General features: G+C 67.2%; 16 protein-coding genes. 4 read left to right on the top strand and 12 right to left on the bottom strand.

The window, feature by feature from the left end:
• Positions 1-37: 37 nt before the first annotated feature.
• On the bottom strand, positions 38-823 hold the full coding sequence (locus Q4G50_RS06265) for a DUF4349 domain-containing protein (protein ID WP_303376794.1): 786 nt from the start codon (positions 821-823) through the stop codon (positions 38-40).
• Between the two features lie 158 nt (positions 824-981).
• On the opposite strand from Q4G50_RS06265, the gene Q4G50_RS06270 reads away from it, so the two are divergent.
• Genes Q4G50_RS06270 through Q4G50_RS06280 form a run of 3 tightly spaced genes read left to right on the top strand, consistent with a single transcriptional unit; the run spans position 982 to position 3,435 of the window.
• Entirely contained in the window at positions 982-2,118 is a 1,137-nt protein-coding gene (locus Q4G50_RS06270; RefSeq protein ID WP_303376795.1) for a hypothetical protein, read from the top strand.
• Between the two features lie 59 nt (positions 2,119-2,177).
• Positions 2,178-2,927 (top strand): enoyl-CoA hydratase, encoded by a 750-nt coding sequence (locus Q4G50_RS06275; RefSeq protein WP_303376796.1) that lies wholly within the window; start codon positions 2,178-2,180, stop codon positions 2,925-2,927.
• Complete coding sequence (locus tag Q4G50_RS06280) at positions 2,902-3,435, top strand: hypothetical protein (RefSeq protein ID WP_303376797.1); 534 nt, start codon at positions 2,902-2,904, stop codon at positions 3,433-3,435. Before Q4G50_RS06275 ends, Q4G50_RS06280 begins: the two co-directional genes overlap by 26 nt.
• A 9-nt stretch (positions 3,436-3,444) precedes the next feature.
• On the opposite strand, the gene Q4G50_RS06285 is transcribed toward Q4G50_RS06280, so the two are convergent.
• The 6 genes from Q4G50_RS06285 to coaBC form a co-directional block, all read right to left on the bottom strand.
• Positions 3,445-4,872 (bottom strand): RsmB/NOP family class I SAM-dependent RNA methyltransferase, encoded by a 1,428-nt coding sequence (locus Q4G50_RS06285; RefSeq protein WP_303376798.1) that lies wholly within the window; start codon positions 4,870-4,872, stop codon positions 3,445-3,447.
• Positions 4,869-5,801, bottom strand: a complete 933-nt coding sequence (gene fmt, locus Q4G50_RS06290) for a methionyl-tRNA formyltransferase (RefSeq protein ID WP_303376799.1) — start codon at positions 5,799-5,801, stop codon at positions 4,869-4,871. The genes Q4G50_RS06285 and fmt overlap by 4 nt, the downstream gene beginning before the upstream one ends.
• A gap of 9 nt (positions 5,802-5,810) precedes the next feature.
• On the bottom strand, positions 5,811-6,320 hold the full coding sequence (gene def, locus Q4G50_RS06295) for a peptide deformylase (RefSeq protein WP_303376800.1): 510 nt from the start codon (positions 6,318-6,320) through the stop codon (positions 5,811-5,813).
• A 24-nt stretch (positions 6,321-6,344) separates the two neighbouring features.
• The gene (locus Q4G50_RS06300) at positions 6,345-8,354 is read right to left on the bottom strand and encodes a primosomal protein N' (RefSeq protein ID WP_303376801.1); all 2,010 of its coding nucleotides are present in this window, start codon (positions 8,352-8,354) and stop codon (positions 6,345-6,347) included.
• A 10-nt stretch (positions 8,355-8,364) separates the two neighbouring features.
• Entirely contained in the window at positions 8,365-9,591 is a 1,227-nt protein-coding gene (metK, locus tag Q4G50_RS06305; RefSeq protein WP_303376812.1) for a methionine adenosyltransferase, read from the bottom strand.
• A gap of 94 nt (positions 9,592-9,685) precedes the next feature.
• Positions 9,686-10,924, bottom strand: a complete 1,239-nt coding sequence (gene coaBC, locus Q4G50_RS06310; protein ID WP_303376802.1) for a bifunctional phosphopantothenoylcysteine decarboxylase/phosphopantothenate--cysteine ligase CoaBC — start codon at positions 10,922-10,924, stop codon at positions 9,686-9,688.
• Positions 10,925-11,049: 125 nt separating this feature from the next.
• Between coaBC and Q4G50_RS06315 the strand changes: the two genes are divergently transcribed.
• Positions 11,050-12,180 carry an HNH endonuclease signature motif containing protein gene (locus Q4G50_RS06315; RefSeq protein WP_303376803.1) on the top strand — a complete coding sequence of 377 codons (1,131 nt, stop codon included), beginning with the start codon at positions 11,050-11,052 and terminating at the stop codon, positions 12,178-12,180.
• Between the two features lie 53 nt (positions 12,181-12,233).
• Here the strand turns inward: Q4G50_RS06315 and rpoZ are convergent, their stop codons facing one another.
• The 5 genes from rpoZ to carB form a co-directional block, all read right to left on the bottom strand.
• Entirely contained in the window at positions 12,234-12,524 is a 291-nt protein-coding gene (gene rpoZ, locus Q4G50_RS06320; RefSeq protein ID WP_303376804.1) for a DNA-directed RNA polymerase subunit omega, read from the bottom strand.
• A 27-nt stretch (positions 12,525-12,551) separates the two neighbouring features.
• Positions 12,552-13,127: a guanylate kinase gene (gene gmk, locus Q4G50_RS06325; RefSeq protein ID WP_303376805.1), complete on the bottom strand. Its 576-nt coding sequence runs from the start codon at positions 13,125-13,127 to the stop codon at positions 12,552-12,554.
• Positions 13,128-13,130: 3 nt separating this feature from the next.
• On the bottom strand, positions 13,131-13,454 hold the full coding sequence (gene mihF / locus Q4G50_RS06330; RefSeq protein WP_303376806.1) for an integration host factor, actinobacterial type: 324 nt from the start codon (positions 13,452-13,454) through the stop codon (positions 13,131-13,133).
• 200 nt (positions 13,455-13,654) lie between these two features.
• Positions 13,655-14,473, bottom strand: a complete 819-nt coding sequence (gene pyrF / locus Q4G50_RS06335) for an orotidine-5'-phosphate decarboxylase (protein ID WP_303376807.1) — start codon at positions 14,471-14,473, stop codon at positions 13,655-13,657.
• The coding region (gene carB / locus Q4G50_RS06340; RefSeq protein ID WP_303376808.1) for a carbamoyl-phosphate synthase large subunit at positions 14,473-15,956 on the bottom strand (1,484 nt) is incomplete at its 5' end. The genes pyrF and carB, both read right to left, overlap by 1 nt.

Raw genomic sequence — 15,956 nt, forward strand, 5'->3', positions numbered from 1 at the left:
GTGTACGCGGGTGGGTAGGCGCTGAGGTACCCGCAGGTCATCGGGTTTCCTCTCCCTTCCGCCGCCGCTTGCGCCACACCACCGTAGCCAGGGTGATGAGCACAGCAAAAAGCACCAGCCACGGCAGAAGCGCCACGCTGACATAGAGCATGGTCCTCAGGGAGGTGAGGAAGGTGTCCCACACGCCGGGGCCGGCATCAGGCGCCCGGTCGGTGCTGAAGGTGACGCGCAGGGTCGACATGTCCACCTGATCGCGCAGGTAGTCCAGCTGGGAGGACAGCGAATCAAGCTCGCCTTGGCGTTGGGTGAGCATTTCCTCGGCGCGCAGTAGGTCATCGACGTTGTCGGCGCCGCTCATTAACTCGCTGAGCCGGTCGATGGACGCCTGCAGCGCTGCCTGCCGGGCCTCGAGGTCAACTCTTTCCTGGGTCACGTCTGTCTCGCGTATGGATTGCTCGGTGACATCGCCGTACTCATCCAGCCTCTCGACGATCCCGGCGTATTCCGCGGCCGGGATCCGCACCGTCATATCCACGCCCACAGTGGAGGTGTCCGATTCGGCGATCCTTCCCCCGACGCCGCGCACCGCGGCAGCAAAGTCCGCAGCTGCGGACTCCGGGTCGCTCGCCCGCACCCGCGCATTCCCGGTGGTGATCACGTCGGCATCGTAATTGCTTATCGACGCCCCCTCATCAACTCCCACCGCCCTTTCCGTCACGGCATCACCCGGGAAAAATTCGACGTCACCGACGGTGGGCGTGCCGCAGGCGCTCACCCCGCAGGTGACTAGGACCAGGAAGATGATTGCCCGGAGCGCGTTCATGCCTATCACTCTATAAACCTTTCCACTTTAAAGGAATGGTGGGGAAGGCGACGTCGAGAAGCGGGAGTTATCCACAGATCGGCCCGGGGGCCCGAGTTATCCACAGGCTAGTGGGTGCGGGCCAGCGCCGATGCCGATGACGTGGTGTGCTCGGGGCCATGACCTACCGGACACTGACCATGACATTGAAGGGAGCGGAACGCCCATTCGTCCGCTCCCTGACCTTCCGCCACGACATCACAGGCGACGAGCTGCTCGATCGGCTCTGCCTCGCCCTCGGCCGCTACCCCACTCCCGACGCCTTGTTCCGCGTGGGTGAGACCTACCACGCACGACGGGCCTACCATTTCGACCATCCCGATCTCAGCGACGAGTGGATCACCGGGCCGCTGCCGGAGGATGTCCACGAGCTGGAGTTCCTACTGCACCGCACCGACGGGTGGATTTTCCGCCTCGACATCGTCGAGGATCATTCACCCTTCTGGGACAATGAACAACCGCCGATCCTCCTCAACGACACCACCCCACTGCTGCCCGGGCCGAAGCTACGGCTGGCCGAATTCAACGCCCTGACGCTGGCCCACGATGAGCGACCCCTCCCTCCGGATCTGGAGCGGATGATCATCGTCGACGCACTCGAAGGACTACTGGTCCCGGAAGTCGCCGACGTGGAGGCAGCGATGGCCCTCTACACCGTCCTGCGGGAGGAGGGCCGCCAGGCGGAGATGGCCGGCCACCACCGTTTCCTCTCCGGGCTACCGGACCGGGATATTCTTTTCGAACTGCTCCGCCGGGCAACCTCCGCTAAGCCACCGCGGGTGACCAAGTCCGGATACCTGCCGGTGGGGGTGGTGCGCGACCTCGTCGATAAATACCCCGCCCTCTATCCCCTGCCGCAGCGCAGGAGCAGATACTACGGCTACGGCCCGAGCGTGGGTACCGCACGGGAGGTCACCACTCTCACCAGCGTGCTCGACGTCGGTGCTAAGGCAGGTCTGCTCATCGTCGAACCAGGTGAAAGCCTCCGCGCCACAGACATCGGACACCAGCTGCTCACCGGAGACGGCGACACCTACACGGAACTGCAGTCCCGGCTGCTGCGGGCCTGGATCGACCGGCCGGTGGCGCAGGCACCCACCGACCCGGGCGGTCGACGCCTCACCTTCCAGGAGTACCTCAACCGCCAGCGACCGACGGACCGGGAGATCGACGAAGACACCTACCACAGGGTGCAGGCACAACGCCGCCACCGACAGCCCTCACCCTATCCTGCGGAGGTCGACGTCCCCTTCTGAGCTTGTATAGGGCAAGATGTGTTTTCGCGACACATTTCCCATCCGGAAGGATCCCGCCCGTGACCACCCCGCTCGTTACCACCGCCGACCATTCCGAGGGCCGCATCCGGGAGATCAAGCTGGATAACCACGCCAAGCGCAACAAGCTTGATATCGCCATGTGCGATGCCATCGAGGCCGCCATGCTGGCAGCCGCGGAGGACGGTGCCCGGGTGGTCCTTCTCCACGGGGACGGCACAGTCTTCTCCGCCGGGGCGGATCTGTCCGGGGACGTCTATGCGGGTGGGTTCTACCCACGCCTGCTGAAGATGCTGGGCACCATCCAGACCTTGCCCATCCCCGTGATCGCCTGGATCAACGGCGCCGCGATCGGGGCAGGCACCCAGCTGTCCATGGCCTGTGACCTGCGCGTGGTCGATGATTCCGCGCTCTTCCGGGTGCCCATCGTTGACGTGGCCATCGCCCTCGACGAGGTAACCATCCGCACCCTCGAGCACCTCGTCGGCGGCTCGGTGGCCCGCGCCATGCTGTTCACCGGTGCGGCGCTGTCCGCGGAGGACGCTGTGCGCTCCGGCTACGCGGTGCGGGCCGGTGGTCTCGACGATGCGCTCCAGTTGGCGGAGCTGGTGGCTTCTAAGGCGCCGCTAACCCTGCGTCACCTGAAGTACGAGTTCGCCCACACCTCGCATGCCCCTTACAGCGACGATGCCCGCCGGGAGGCGGCGGCTGCGGCCTGGCATTCCGCGGATGTGGAGGAATCGCGTGCGGCCCGCGCGGAGAAGCGTGCCCCGAAGTTCACCGGCCGCTGACCCGATGCCGAACTCCCGCCGCGTCCTCCTCGCTGTCGCCCTCGTGGCGATGCTCTTCGGGGCGCAGCTGGCCCTGCTGGCCTGGGAGCGCAGCGACCCGGATCTGTTCGGTGCGCGGGACCGCATCCCGGCCACCCCGTCCACGTCATACAGTCCGCCACCCACCGACGAGGTGCAGCTCCTCTCTGACCGCCCCGACTACTGGGAATTGCGTCACCGCGCCGAGGATATGCGTGACCGCTACCGGGACGAACCCGCCTCCGCGGACCCGGATTACCACCGGGCCTTCCTCTATCTGCTCGCCGACCAGTTGGGTGCCATGGGATTCGAGGCCAACCGCGGCGGCACCGCGCGCCAGCACGAGCGGACGCTGCGCGAGCGGCAGGAGAAGATCGAGGAACTGGAACGCCGCTACCTCAACAACGAACCGCTGGGCAGCGAGATGCGCATCCACCGCCCGGACGGCACCGTCTTCGAGCATGACGGCCGCCCGCCCACCCCGAGCTGACCGCCGGAGCTACTCCGCCTGCCCGGCCTTGCGCAGCACCGCCAAGAACATGGCGTCGGTGCCGTGGCGGTGCGGCCACATCTGCACGCTCTTGTGCGAGCCGACATCTGCCATCGGGGAGACCAGCTCGTGGGCATCGAGTTCCACGGCGCCCAACTCGGCGATCGCCTTATCGACGATCGCGCGGGTCTCCCGCAGGTCCGGCGAACACGTCGAGTAGACGACCACGCCACCGGGGCGCACCAGCTCCAGGGCGGAGGCCAGCAGCTCAAACTGCAGTGGCGCCAGGCCGTCGATGTCGGCTTCGGCCTTGCGCCAGCGGGCCTCGGGGCGGCGACGGAGGGCGCCGAGGCCGGAGCAGGGGGCGTCGACAAGCACGCGATCATAGCCGGGCTGCAGCCCCGGGGAGCGGCCGTCGGCGACGTGGACGGTGACGGGCAGTCCGCGGGTGGTCTTCTCGACAAGCTGGGCGCGGTGCGGGGAAACCTCGACGGCGTCGACGTGGGCGGCGTCGATACGCGCCAGCGCCCCCATGAGTGCGGCCTTACCGCCGGGGCCTGCGCAGAGATCCAGCCAGCGTCCGCCGTCCACCCCTTCCACCGGTGCCTCGACGACGGCGCGGGCGATGAGCTGGGAACCCTCGTCCTGCACGGCGGCCAGCCCCTCGCGGACGGGGGCGAGATCACCCGGGTCACCGCCAGCCAGATGCACGGCGTAGGGCGAGTAGGTGCCTTCCTCACCACCGGTCATCAGCGCGAGTTCCTCCGCGGAGATCTCGCCGGGTCGCGCCACGAGGTGGACGGTGGGGCGCTCAGAATCAGCGCCGAGCGCCGCGTCGAGATCGCCGAGGCCCAGCACCCGGGAAAAGGACTGCGCGATCCACTCCGGGTGCGCGTTGCGGAAAGCGGTCGCCGCGATCTCCCCGGGCGGGGTGAGCTTCTCGATCCACGCCGCAGGCTTAGTCCTCGAGATGGTGCGCATAATGCCGTTGGCGAAGCCCTTCGCCTTCTCGTGACCGGCTGCCTCGACCAGACGCACGGTGGTGTCTACCGCAGCATGCGGCTCCACCCGCGTATACAGCAGCTGGTATGCACCGAGCCGCAACGCATCGAGCACCTCCGGGGCGATCTGCTCGATCTCGCGCGAAGAGCATTCGGCGATGACGGCGTCAAGCACCCCGAGGGTGCGCAGCGTGCCGTAGGTGATTTCGGTGGTGAAAGCCGCATCACGGTCGGTGATGTTGCGTTCGCGCAACATGCGCGGCAGCAGGAGGTTTGCGTAGGCGTCGTCCTCCCGGACGCGGGTCAGCACATCGAAGGCCGCCAGACGCGGCTTATCGACGCCCGCCGTATTCCGCCGCGGCTTCCTCTGCGTCGTTTTTCGGGGCGCCTGCTTCGGCTGCTGGCCGGATTTCGCACGGGACCGGAATCCACTCATGAAAAGCTCACCTTCTCCCCCGCCTGCAGGGCGGCGTTGCCGCGCGCCCAGTCGGAGGCGTTCATCATCTTCTTCCCCGGCGGCTGCGCCTGCCCCAGGGTAAGCGCACCGGTGCCGGTGCCGACGAGAACCTCGTTCTTGCGCACCTCGATCTCACCGGGGGCCAGTGCGGCGTCGGCGCCGAGTGTGGCGGGGCCGATCTTGACGCGGTCGTCGCCCAGCATGGTCCACGCGCCGGGGCCCGGGGTATGGGCGCGGATGTGGCGGTCGACGGCGAAGTCGGGCTGCGACCAGTCGATGCGCGCGTCCTCGGTGGTGATCTTCGGAGCATAGGTGGCCTCACCTTGCTGGGGCTGGGCCACCAATTCACCGGCGGCCAGACCATCCATGGTGGCCACCAGCAGATCCGCACCTGAATAGGCCAGGCGGGTGAGCAGATCATCGGCCGTGTCGGTACCGCGGATCTCTTCGGTGACCGTGCCCAGAACGGGGCCGGTGTCAAGTCCTTCCTCGATGCGGAAGGTGGCGGCGCCGGTGATGTCATCGCCCGCGCGGATGGCAGCCTGCACCGGGGCGGCGCCGCGCCAGGCCGGCAACAGGGAAAAGTGCAGGTTGACCCAGCCGTGGGTGGGCAGATCCAGCAGATCAGCCGGGATGAGGTTGCCGTAGGCGACGACCGGGATGGCGTCGGGGGCCAGCTCGGCGAGGCGCTGACGGATCTCCGCATTGTCGCGCAGCGTCGTCGGGGTGAGCACCTCGATCCCGTGTTCCTGCGCGAGCGCGCTGACGGGCGAGGGGTGCAGGGTGCGACCCCGTCCCCGGCGGGCGTCGGGGCGCGTGAGCACCGCGGCGACCTCATGCTCGGAGGCCAACAACCGCTCCAGGGCGACGACGGCGGGTTCCGGGGTACCGGCGAAAATCAGGCGCATGCCTCTCCTTTAAACGTTGAACCAGTCGGACGTGCGGATGGTGGCCATCGCTTCCTTGCGCAGCTCCGGGCTGAGCCGGCGCAGGAAGAGCACTCCGTCGAGGTGGTCGGTCTCGTGCTGGATACAGCGGGCCATGAGCCCGGAGGCCACCATGGCGATGGCATGGCCGTCGACGTCAACCCCGGAGACCCGCACCGTCTCGTGGCGTTCGGTGTCCGCGGAGACATCCGGGATGGACAGACAACCCTCGGGGCCGAGCTGCATCTGCTCCCCGATCGGCTCCCACACAGGGTTGATGATGTGCCCGCGCAAGCCGTCCTCGATGTGGCTGCAGTCGTAGACGAAGATGCGGCGGGTCAGGCCGATCTGGTTGGCGGCCAGGCCCACACCCCCGGCCTCATCCATGGTCTCCAGCATGTCGGCGACCAGTGTGCGCAGGGAATCATCGAACTCGGTGATCTCTTCTGACCGGGTGGTCAGCACGGGGTCACCGAACAGGCGGATCTCGCGGAGTGTCATGGGGGACAGTCTACGTCGACCCCGCTAACCGATATGGACCGGATCAACCTGGATCCGCAACGGCAGATCTTCCTTGCGCCCGGCCTTGGCCACCGCGGCGGCCCGCAGGGAACGCCCCAGTCCGGAACGCGGGCCCAGGGGGGCGCGTAACAGCAGGCGCTGTGGCGGGCCGAAACGCTGCTCGTCGTATTCACCGGGGAGAGAAACCCCCGGCGGCAGGTCGACGGGGCCGAGAATCTCGGCGCCCGCGGGCAGATCGACGATCTCCCGGAAAGTGTCCAGGGCGGCATTCGCGCCGTCGACAGCGGCCATGTGGACGGCCGGGGGGAAGCCGACCTCGCGGCGTTGCGCCAACTCGCGGGCCGCCGCCCCCACCATGTCCCAGCGGATGAGTGACTGCACCACCGCCAGGCCGGGGTCGGCGACGACGACCACTTCCCCACTGCGAAACGCCGGTGCGACGAGGGTGGCCACCGCCGCCCATTTCGCCAGGGTGTCCTCGGTGGCGCGCAGGTCCTGGCGCCCGAGCAGCGCCCACGAGTCCAGGAGGACGCCCGCGCCGTAGATGGCGCGCGGTTCCGCACCGGGCGTGGCCACGACCAGGGCCTTCTCCTGTGGGACCGTATCCAGCACCCGGCTACCACCCGAGGTGATGACCCGCACCCCGGGGAAGGCGCGCCCCAGTTCCTCGGCGGTGCGCTCCGCCCCCAGCACCACGGCGCGCAGTTTCACCGAGCCACAGTCCCCGCAGCGGTGGCGGGCATCCGGCGCCCCGCACCAACGGCAGGTGGGCACGCCGGCCTCGCGTCCCGCAGGCAGGCCCAAGGGTCCGTTGCAGTGGCGACACCGCGCCGGAGCACGGCAGTTCCCGCAGGCCAGGGTGGGTACATAACCTTTGCGTGGGACCTGGACCAGCGCCGGTTCCCCGCGTTCGAGCGCGCCGCGCAGCGCCTCGAAGGCAATTTTCGGCAGGCGCGCCGAGGCCGCCAGCGGGTCGCGTTCCAGCTCGAAATCGGAGTCACCGACCGCCCGGATCAACGGAGCTTTCCGACGCACCGTCTCCCTCGGCGCCACCAGCCCGTGCGCCCATCCCGATTCGACAAGGAGTTGCGCCTCCGCGGTGCGGGTGTATCCGGCGAGGATGAGCGAGCAGCCTTGCTGGGCGCTGCGGGTGGTCAACACCTCGCGCGCGTGCACGTAGGGCGCGCGCGGGTCGACAAGGTTATCGTCGCCGTCATGCAGGATCACCGCCAGGCGCAGGTCCTGCACCGGGGCGAAGGCCGCCGAGCGTGTGCCGATGACCAGGCGCCCCTGCCCCGCCAGAACGGAGAGGTAGCGCCGGTAACGGGCCTGCGGGCCCTGGGCGGCGGTAAGCACGGTGATCTGTTTCGCGCCCACCAATTCCCGCAGGGCACGCTCCAGCGTATCGACGTCCCGCTGGTCCGGCACCACCACCAGCGCCCCGCCGCCGTCCAGTACCACTTTCACCGCCAGCGCCGCGAGCGCGTCGGCCCACAAGTCCCCGGGAGCAATCTGCCACGCCGCCCGCGCCGTCTGCCCCGCCAACACCGCGTCAACGAAGGACTGCCCGTACTCGTAGGCCGCCCACGCCGACAGGTCCGGCTCGCTCACCTCCCCCAACTCCGCCCAGGGGGTGGATACATCGGCCTCCTCCGCGCGGGCGTGCCGGGACGGCACGGCCGCGCGGATGAGATCGGAACGATTGCCTGCATAGCGGTCGGCGAGGGCGTCGATAAGCGCGGAAAGCTGGGGCGGGTACACGATCTCCGGGGAAATCACCCGCTCAATCCACCGCAGCTGCCCCTCATGATCGGAATGGGCGAGGCGTTGCAGCAGCAGCGCATCGACGAGGCGGCCGGCGAAGCGGATGCGCACGCGCACGCCGGGTTGGGCGGTCGCATCCAGCTCGCTGGGCACCTGATAGTCGAAGGGCCGGTCCAGGTGCACCAGGCCCAACAAAGGCAGAACCCGCGCCACCGGCAAGTGATCTGCGGGGACGCGGGGAGAGGCCATGCGGATAACTCTAGCCGCGGATAGCTGCCTGGAGCTCGTCCACCCGGTTAGTGCGCTCCCACGGCAGGTCCAGATCGAGGCGACCGAAGTGACCGTAGGCGGCGGTCTGCCGGTAGATGGGCTTTTGCAAGTCCAGCTCGCGGATGATCGCCGAGGGGCGCAGGTCGAAGACGGACTCCACCGCGCCTTGGATGTCGGCATCGCTAAGCCCCTCGGCGGCGGTACCGAAGGTCTCCACGTACAGGCCCACCGGCTGGGCGCGGCCGATGGCGTAGGCGACCTGCACCTCGACGCGCTCAGCCAGGCCCGCGGCGACGATATTCTTGGCCACCCAGCGCATGGCATAAGCCGCGGAGCGGTCCACCTTCGACGGGTCCTTGCCGGAGAACGCACCACCTCCGTGACGCGCCATCCCACCGTAGGTGTCCACGATGATCTTGCGCCCCGTCAATCCCGCATCACCCATCGGGCCGCCGAGAATAAAGGAACCGGAGGGGTTGACCAGGAGGGTCAGCTCCTCGGTGACCATGTCGCCCAGGCTGGCATCGGCGATCACCCAGTCGAGGACGTGCTCACGCAGCTGCTCCGCAAGCCACTCCTGGGACACATCCGGGTCATGCTGGGTGGAGATGACCACCGTATCCAGGGCCACCGGCTGATCCTCTGCGTCATAGGCAAAAGTGACCTGGGTCTTGCCGTCGGGGCGCAGGTGCGGGACGATGCCTTCCTTGCGCACCTGCGTCAGGCGGCGCGCCAGGCGGTGCGCCACCGCGATCGGCAGCGGCATGTATTCCGGGGTCTCATTGCTGGCGTAACCGAACATCAGGCCCTGATCGCCGGCGCCGGCGCGGTCATCCTCATCGCCCTCGGTGCCGGAACGCACCTCATGGGAGGTGTCCACGCCGTGGCCGATCTCCGGGGACTGCTCACCGATGGCGATGTTCACGCCGCAGGTTTGGCCGTCAAAACCCACCTCGGAGGAGGTAAAACCGATATCCACCAACGTCTTACGCACCAGCTGCGGGATCTCCACATAACCGCTGGTGCGGACCTCGCCGACGACGTGCACCTGGCCGGTGGTCACCAGGGTCTCCACGGCGACGCGCGCGGAGGGATCCTGCTCCAGCATGGCGTCGAGGATGGTGTCGGAGATGGCGTCACAGATCTTGTCCGGGTGCCCCTCGGTGACGGACTCACTGGTAAATAGTCGGATGGTGGCGGGCTTGTCGAAGGCCACCTGGGTGGTGGCGGGATTGTCTGACACTGGTTGGTCCTTTTCGGCGATAATCAACGATACGATCGCCCAATATAGACCAAGCTGTCTGTCAGCGTCAATTGCGCAGCTTATCGACGCCTGCCAAAATCACCGCCGCCACCACATACTTCGACGCATCCGGCACTTCCTCGGTGCCGTTCCTCGTGAGCAACCACCCCTGGTTCCGGGCCTGGCCGAACACCTTGCCCTCCCCCACCTCATTCGCCATGAGCAGGTCACAGCCCTTCCGCTTAAGCTTCGCGCGCGCGTAGTCGAGGGCACTGGTCTCAGCGTCACCCGTTTCGGCAGCGAAGCCGACGATAGTGGTCGTGGCCGGAATCAGACCCTCCGCGCGCTGCTGCACCGTCGTGGCCAGAATGTCCGGGTTCTCGACGAGCTCGAGTGTCGTCAACGCATCATCATCCTGCCCCTTCTTCATCTTCGCCCCGGCTTGAGCTGCGGGCCGAAAATCCGCCACCGCCGCCGCCATGATGATGACATCCTGCTCCGGCGCCAGCTCATCAACGGCGGCCTGCATGTCCCGCGCACTCGTCACCCGGTGAACGCGCGCGCCCGAAGGGGTCGGCAGATCATCCGTCGCCCCGGCGACAATCGTCACCTCCGCGCCGCGATGCGCCGCGATCTCCGCCAGGGCAAAACCCTGCCGCCCCGAGGAACGGTTACCCAAAAAGCGCACCGGATCGAGGTTCTCCTGCGTACCGCCGGCGGTGATGAGCACCCTGCGCCCCCGCCAGTCGGGCGTGAGATCAGCCCCGTCGAGGACGGCGCGGGTGAGTTCGGCGATCTGCACCGGCTCCGGGAGGCGGCCGGGTCCGGTGTCCTTGCCGGTGAGGCGACCGTGGGCAGGTTCCAGGACGATGACGCCGCGTTCCCGCAGTGTCGCCACATTCGCCTGCGTCGCCGGGTTCCACCACATTTCGGTGTGCATCGCCGGGACAACGATCACCGGGCACGTCGCCACCAGCACCGTCGCGGTGAGCAGGTCATCCGCCCGCCCCGCCACAAGCCGTGCCATGACGTCCGCCGTCGCCGGGGCAATGACGATGGCCTCCGCCTCCTGGCCGACGCGCACATGCTGCACCTCATCGACGGCGTCGAACACGGTCGTCGACACCGGGTGGCCGCTCAGAGCCTCGAATGTCGCCGCGCCGACGAAATTGAGGGCACTCGGGGTAGGCACCACCCGGACATCATCACCGGCTTCCTTCAGATCCCGCACCAGGTGACAGGCCTTGTAGGCCGCGATTCCCCCGGACACTCCGACGACGATACGACGTGGCTGCTTCTCACTCATGAAATCGACTCTACGTCAAGCGCCCTTCGTGGCGGAGGCCGGTTTCTGTGGATAAGTGGTAGTTATCCACAGGCCCGGGTTGTTGCTTATCGACGCTTCGGTGGTTGCGGTTTATCGTCCGGGGCATGAGACCTGCCGAGTTGGTACGCGCCCTGGCGAGCCAGGGGATGGAGCTTCTGGAGGACATTGCCTCCGGAGCCCTGGCGCGCGCTGATCTGGGCCAGTCCTCCTCGGTGGCGGGGATGTGGGAGAAGATGGCCCATGTCTACTTCGGGCCCACCCGACAGCGCAAGCTGCAGGCCGCGGCGGTGGCAGCCGGGCGGGGATTACCGGTGGCAGCGTTGGAGCGGATCGAGAAGCGTCTGCGTGATCTGTTGACAGGTGCGGATGTCACCCGTGAGGAGTTACGGGTGGAGTTATGCGGTCTACGGGGCACGGTCGATGAGATTGATCGGGCGGCAGCTGCGGTGGTGCGTGAGCATAACCGCACGGTCAAAGTCGCCAACGCGAAGGCCTATGGCAAACGAGCCTTACGCGGCGGCAAGAACACCGATGGGTTGGGGAACCGGACGTTTACGGTCACCGGCCCGGAGCGGATGATTGAGGCGATGTTAAGCCCGGTACGCGAAGCTGCGAGAAAGCTGCGCCGGGATAATCCTGATCTGCATTATGAGCAGGCCATGTTCGATGCGTTCACTGCTTCCCAGGGTGGGGACGGGGTGCAGCCGGTGGCTCCGATCCCGTATGTGGTGGTGCCTTTGCCGGAGTGGGCGAAGGTGCTACGTCATGAAGGTGATGACACAGTCTTTGGGCTCACCGATGGCACCACCATGACGGGGAAAGAACTGGTGGAGCAGGTCACCGCTGAGTACCACATAGCCGGGATCTATGACCCAGTGGAAGGTCCGGTGAATTCTTATCGCTCCCAGCGCACCGCGTCACCGAAGCAGCGGATGATGGTGGCGACAGAATCGCTGGTGTGTGAGGCAATGTGTGATACCCCGGCGGATCAGTGCGAGGTCCACCATATCGACGCCTGGGAACAAGGCGGGGAAACGAATGTCGCGACGCTGACGATGTTGTGCCGAAAACACAACGGGCTTAACGATGACAACCCGAATGCCCCACCCAGAAACGGGCGGGTGGAACGCCACCCCGGCGGGGTGTTATTCCACCCACCCGATGGCAGCCCACCCAAAGCCAACCCCCACCCCCTGCGGAAATACTCCGCCAGAGGGCTACAAACCGACGCCTAAACCCCCTCCGCACAGGGTGCGAAGGGGGTCACAGGGGCGTCGATAAGCGCGTACTAGGCGCCTTCCTCGTGGTCGAGGAGGCCGGCGTCAATCTCGCGCAGCGCGATGGACAGCGGCTTCTCGCCGGGCTCCGGGGTCACCAGCGGACCGACGAACTCGAAAACACCCTCGTCGTGCTGCTGGTAGTAGCTGTTGATCTGACGCGCGCGCTTCGCCGCGAAAATCACCAGTGCGTACTTGGACGACACCTTGTCCAGCAGCTCGTCGATCGGAGGCGCGGTGATGCCCTCCGGAGCGTCGTAGACGGCTGTGGAGGTGGCGGGGTCGTTGTTCACGTTGGTCACGGACACCTTGTTTCTTTGGTAGAGAGTTTAAAACCTGCCGAGCAGGATATCACTGATCGTCTGCACAGCCTCATCGACCTGCTCATTGACCACCACGTGGTCAAACTCGTCCTGGCAGGCCAGTTCCTCGCGGGCGGTCTCCAGACGGCGGGCGATAACGTCCTCCGGCTCGGTTCCGCGTCCCGTGAGTCTTTCGACGAGAATGTCCCAGGACGGCGGGGCCAGGAAGACGAGTTCCGCACTCGGCATCATCTTCTTGACGTTGCGCGCGCCCTCCAGGTCCACCTCGACGAGGACGGGACGTCCCTGCCCGAGGGCCTCCTGGACGGGGGCGGCCGGGGTTCCAGAGCGCTGGATGCCGCCGTGGATGTCAGCCCATTCGAGCATCATTCCCTGGTCAATGTTCTCCTGGAACTGGTCGGGGCTGACGAAGAAGTAGTCAACACCGTCGACTTCACCGGGGCGGGGTGCGCGGGTAGTCATCGACACGCTGAAGTACAGGCGGTCGACGTCGCTGCGCAGGCGATGAACCACGGTGGATTTACCCACTGCGGACGGGCCGGCCAGGACGACCAGCCGGCCCGCGGGGTTCTCGCCGGTCACGGCCTAGTCCTCGGAGAAGCCGAAGCGCTCCAGCAGGGCGCGACGCTGACGGTCACCGAGGCCACGCAGGCGGCGGGTCTGGGCGATCTCGAGCTGCTCCATGATCTCCTTGGCCTTGACCTTGCCAACCTTCGGCAGGGCCTCGAGCAGTGCGGAGACCTTGGTCTTGCCGATGATCTCGTCGGTCTGCGCCTGGTCCAGGACCTCCTTGAGGTTGGTGTCGCCGCGCTTGAGCTTCTCCTTGAGCTCGGCGCGTGCCTTACGTGCCTCTGCGGCCTTGGCGAGTGCCTGCTTGCGCTGCTCGTCGGTCAACTGGGGAAGGGCCACGGGATTCCTCCGATTCGATGGGGGGATAATTCGGTTTGTACGGGTATATGCGTACCAGATCTCAACGGGCGGCGCGTAAACCACGCTGGACAACTCGCTGACTTCGGACCAGTTTAGCACCAGCCCGCTGACGTGCCCGTTTGGGCGCGTCGCCGATTCGCGTTTTCTAAAGTACCAGGTGAAGTCGGAATGGTGTCATTTCAGCGACCTGGGAATTCGCTGGCTGCTGTGACAACGACGGCGCGGAGATCGTCGATACGGGGTCCGGCGTTGAGGACGGCGCGGGAGATGTTCGGGAAAGCGAGCTTCTCGACGCCCGCCGCAATCCGCGACACATCCTCCGCCGAGCCTCCCTGCGCGCCGACGCCCGGCATGAGGACCGGGCCGTTGAGCTGGGACAGATCCGGCGCTTCGCTGAGGGTGGCGCCGACGACGACACCGAGGTTGCCCGACCCCTCATGGACCGCGTTTCGACGCGCGCATTCATCCACCACCTGCTGGGCGATCGTGCGCCCGTCCTCACCGCGGTGGTTCTGCAGGTGAACGGCCTCCGGGTTGGAGGTCGCGGCGAGCACGAACACTCCCCCGCCGGTTTCCTCCGCGAGATCGAGCACCGGGGCAAGCGCCCCGACACCGAGGTAGGGGGAGACGGTGACGGCGTCGGCACGCAGCGGGGAGTTCTCCCCCAGCCAGGCGTCGGCGTAGCCGGCCATGGTGGAGCCGATGTCACCGCGCTTGGCGTCGGCCACGGTGAGGCACCCAGCCTCCCGCAGTGCAGCGAGGGTGGCCTCCAGGACGCGAAAACCGGCGGAGCCGTAGCGCTCGTAGAACGCCACCTGCGGCTTGACCAGCGCGGCGGTGTCGGCGAAGGCCTCCACACAGCGGCGCGAGAACTCAGCCAATCCGACGACGGAGTCCTCCAGCCCCCACGCCTCAAGCAGCCCCGCGTGGGGGTCGATGCCGACGCACAGGCGACCGCGGGTGGCGGCGGCGTCGAGAAGCCGGGAACCGAAGGTCATCAGTGCTCGAGCTCCTGCAGGGCGCGGACGGCGAGATTGCCGGCGCGCAGCGCCTCGATGCCCTGGACGGCCGCGGTGATGCCCTGGACGGTGGTCACCAGCGGGACGCTCGCGGAGACGGCGGCCGCGCGGATGTCGTAGCCGTCGTGGCGGGCGCCGGAGGAACCGGCCGGGGTGTTGAGGATGAGGTCCACTTCACCGTCGAGAATGAGGTCGACGATGGAGCGTCCTGAAGCTCCCTCGCGCACCGCGGAGGCCTTGAGGACGGTCTCGCACTCGATGCCGTTGCGACGCAACATCGCCGCCGTGCCTTCAGTGGCCAGCAGGGTAAAGCCCAGGGAGGCCAGGCGCTGGATCGGGAAGATCAGCGTGCGCTTGTCGCGGTTGGCCACGGACACGAAGATTCGACCTGAAGTCGGCAGCTCACCGAAGGCAGCGGCCTCGGCCTTGGCGTAGGCGGCACCGAAGTTACCGGCCAGGCCCATGACCTCACCGGTGGACTTCATCTCCGGGGACAGCAGCGTATCCAGCATCGTGCCGTCCTCGCGGCGGAAACGGTTGAAGGGCAGCACGGCCTCCTTCACCGCGATCGGGTGATCGAGCGGCAGGGAGCCCCCGTCGTAGTCGGAGGGGATCATGCCCTCCTCTCGCAGTTCGGCTAGCGTGGCGCCCATCATGATGCGGGACGCGGCCTTCGCCAGGTGCACGCCGGTCGCCTTCGACACAAACGGCACGGTGCGCGAGGCACGCGGGTTCGCCTCGATGACGTAGAGAATGTCATCCTTGAGGGCGAACTGGACGTTCATCAGGCCGCGCACGCCGATGCCGTGGGCCAACGCCTTCGTCGACTCGCGGACCTTCTCGATGTCCTCGGCACCCAGGGTCATCGGCGGCAGGGCACACGCGGAGTCACCGGAGTGGATGCCGGCCTCCTCGATGTGCTCCATGACACCGGCCAGGTAGACCTCCTCGCCGTCGCACAGGGCGTCGACGTCGATCTCGATGGCGGAGTCGAGGAAGCGGTCGACGAGCACCGGGTGATCCGGGGACAGTTCGGTGGCGCGTTCGATGTAGTCGGCGAGAGAGGCCTCATCGTAGACGATCTCCATGCCGCGGCCGCCGAGAACGTACGACGGGCGGACGAGCACCGGGTAGCCGATCTCGTCGGCGACCTTGCGCGCCTCGTCGAAGGAGGTGGCGGTGCCAAACGCCGGGGCGGGCAGCTGCGCCTGGCGCAGCACCTCGCCGAATTCGCCGCGGTCCTCGGCGAGGTCGATGGCCTCCGGGGAGGTGCCGACGACGGGGACGCCGGCGTCGGCAAGCTGCTGTGCCAGGCCTAGCGGGGTCTGGCCACCGAGCTGGACGACGACACCGGCGACGGTGCCGGACTCCGATTCCGCGTGGTAGATCTCCATGACATCCTCGAACGTCAGCGGCTCGAAGTAGAGGCGGTCGGCGGTGTCGTAGTCGGTGGAGACGGTCT

Source organism: Corynebacterium sp., assembly GCF_030538285.1.
Lineage (GTDB): Bacteria > Actinomycetota > Actinomycetes > Mycobacteriales > Mycobacteriaceae > Corynebacterium.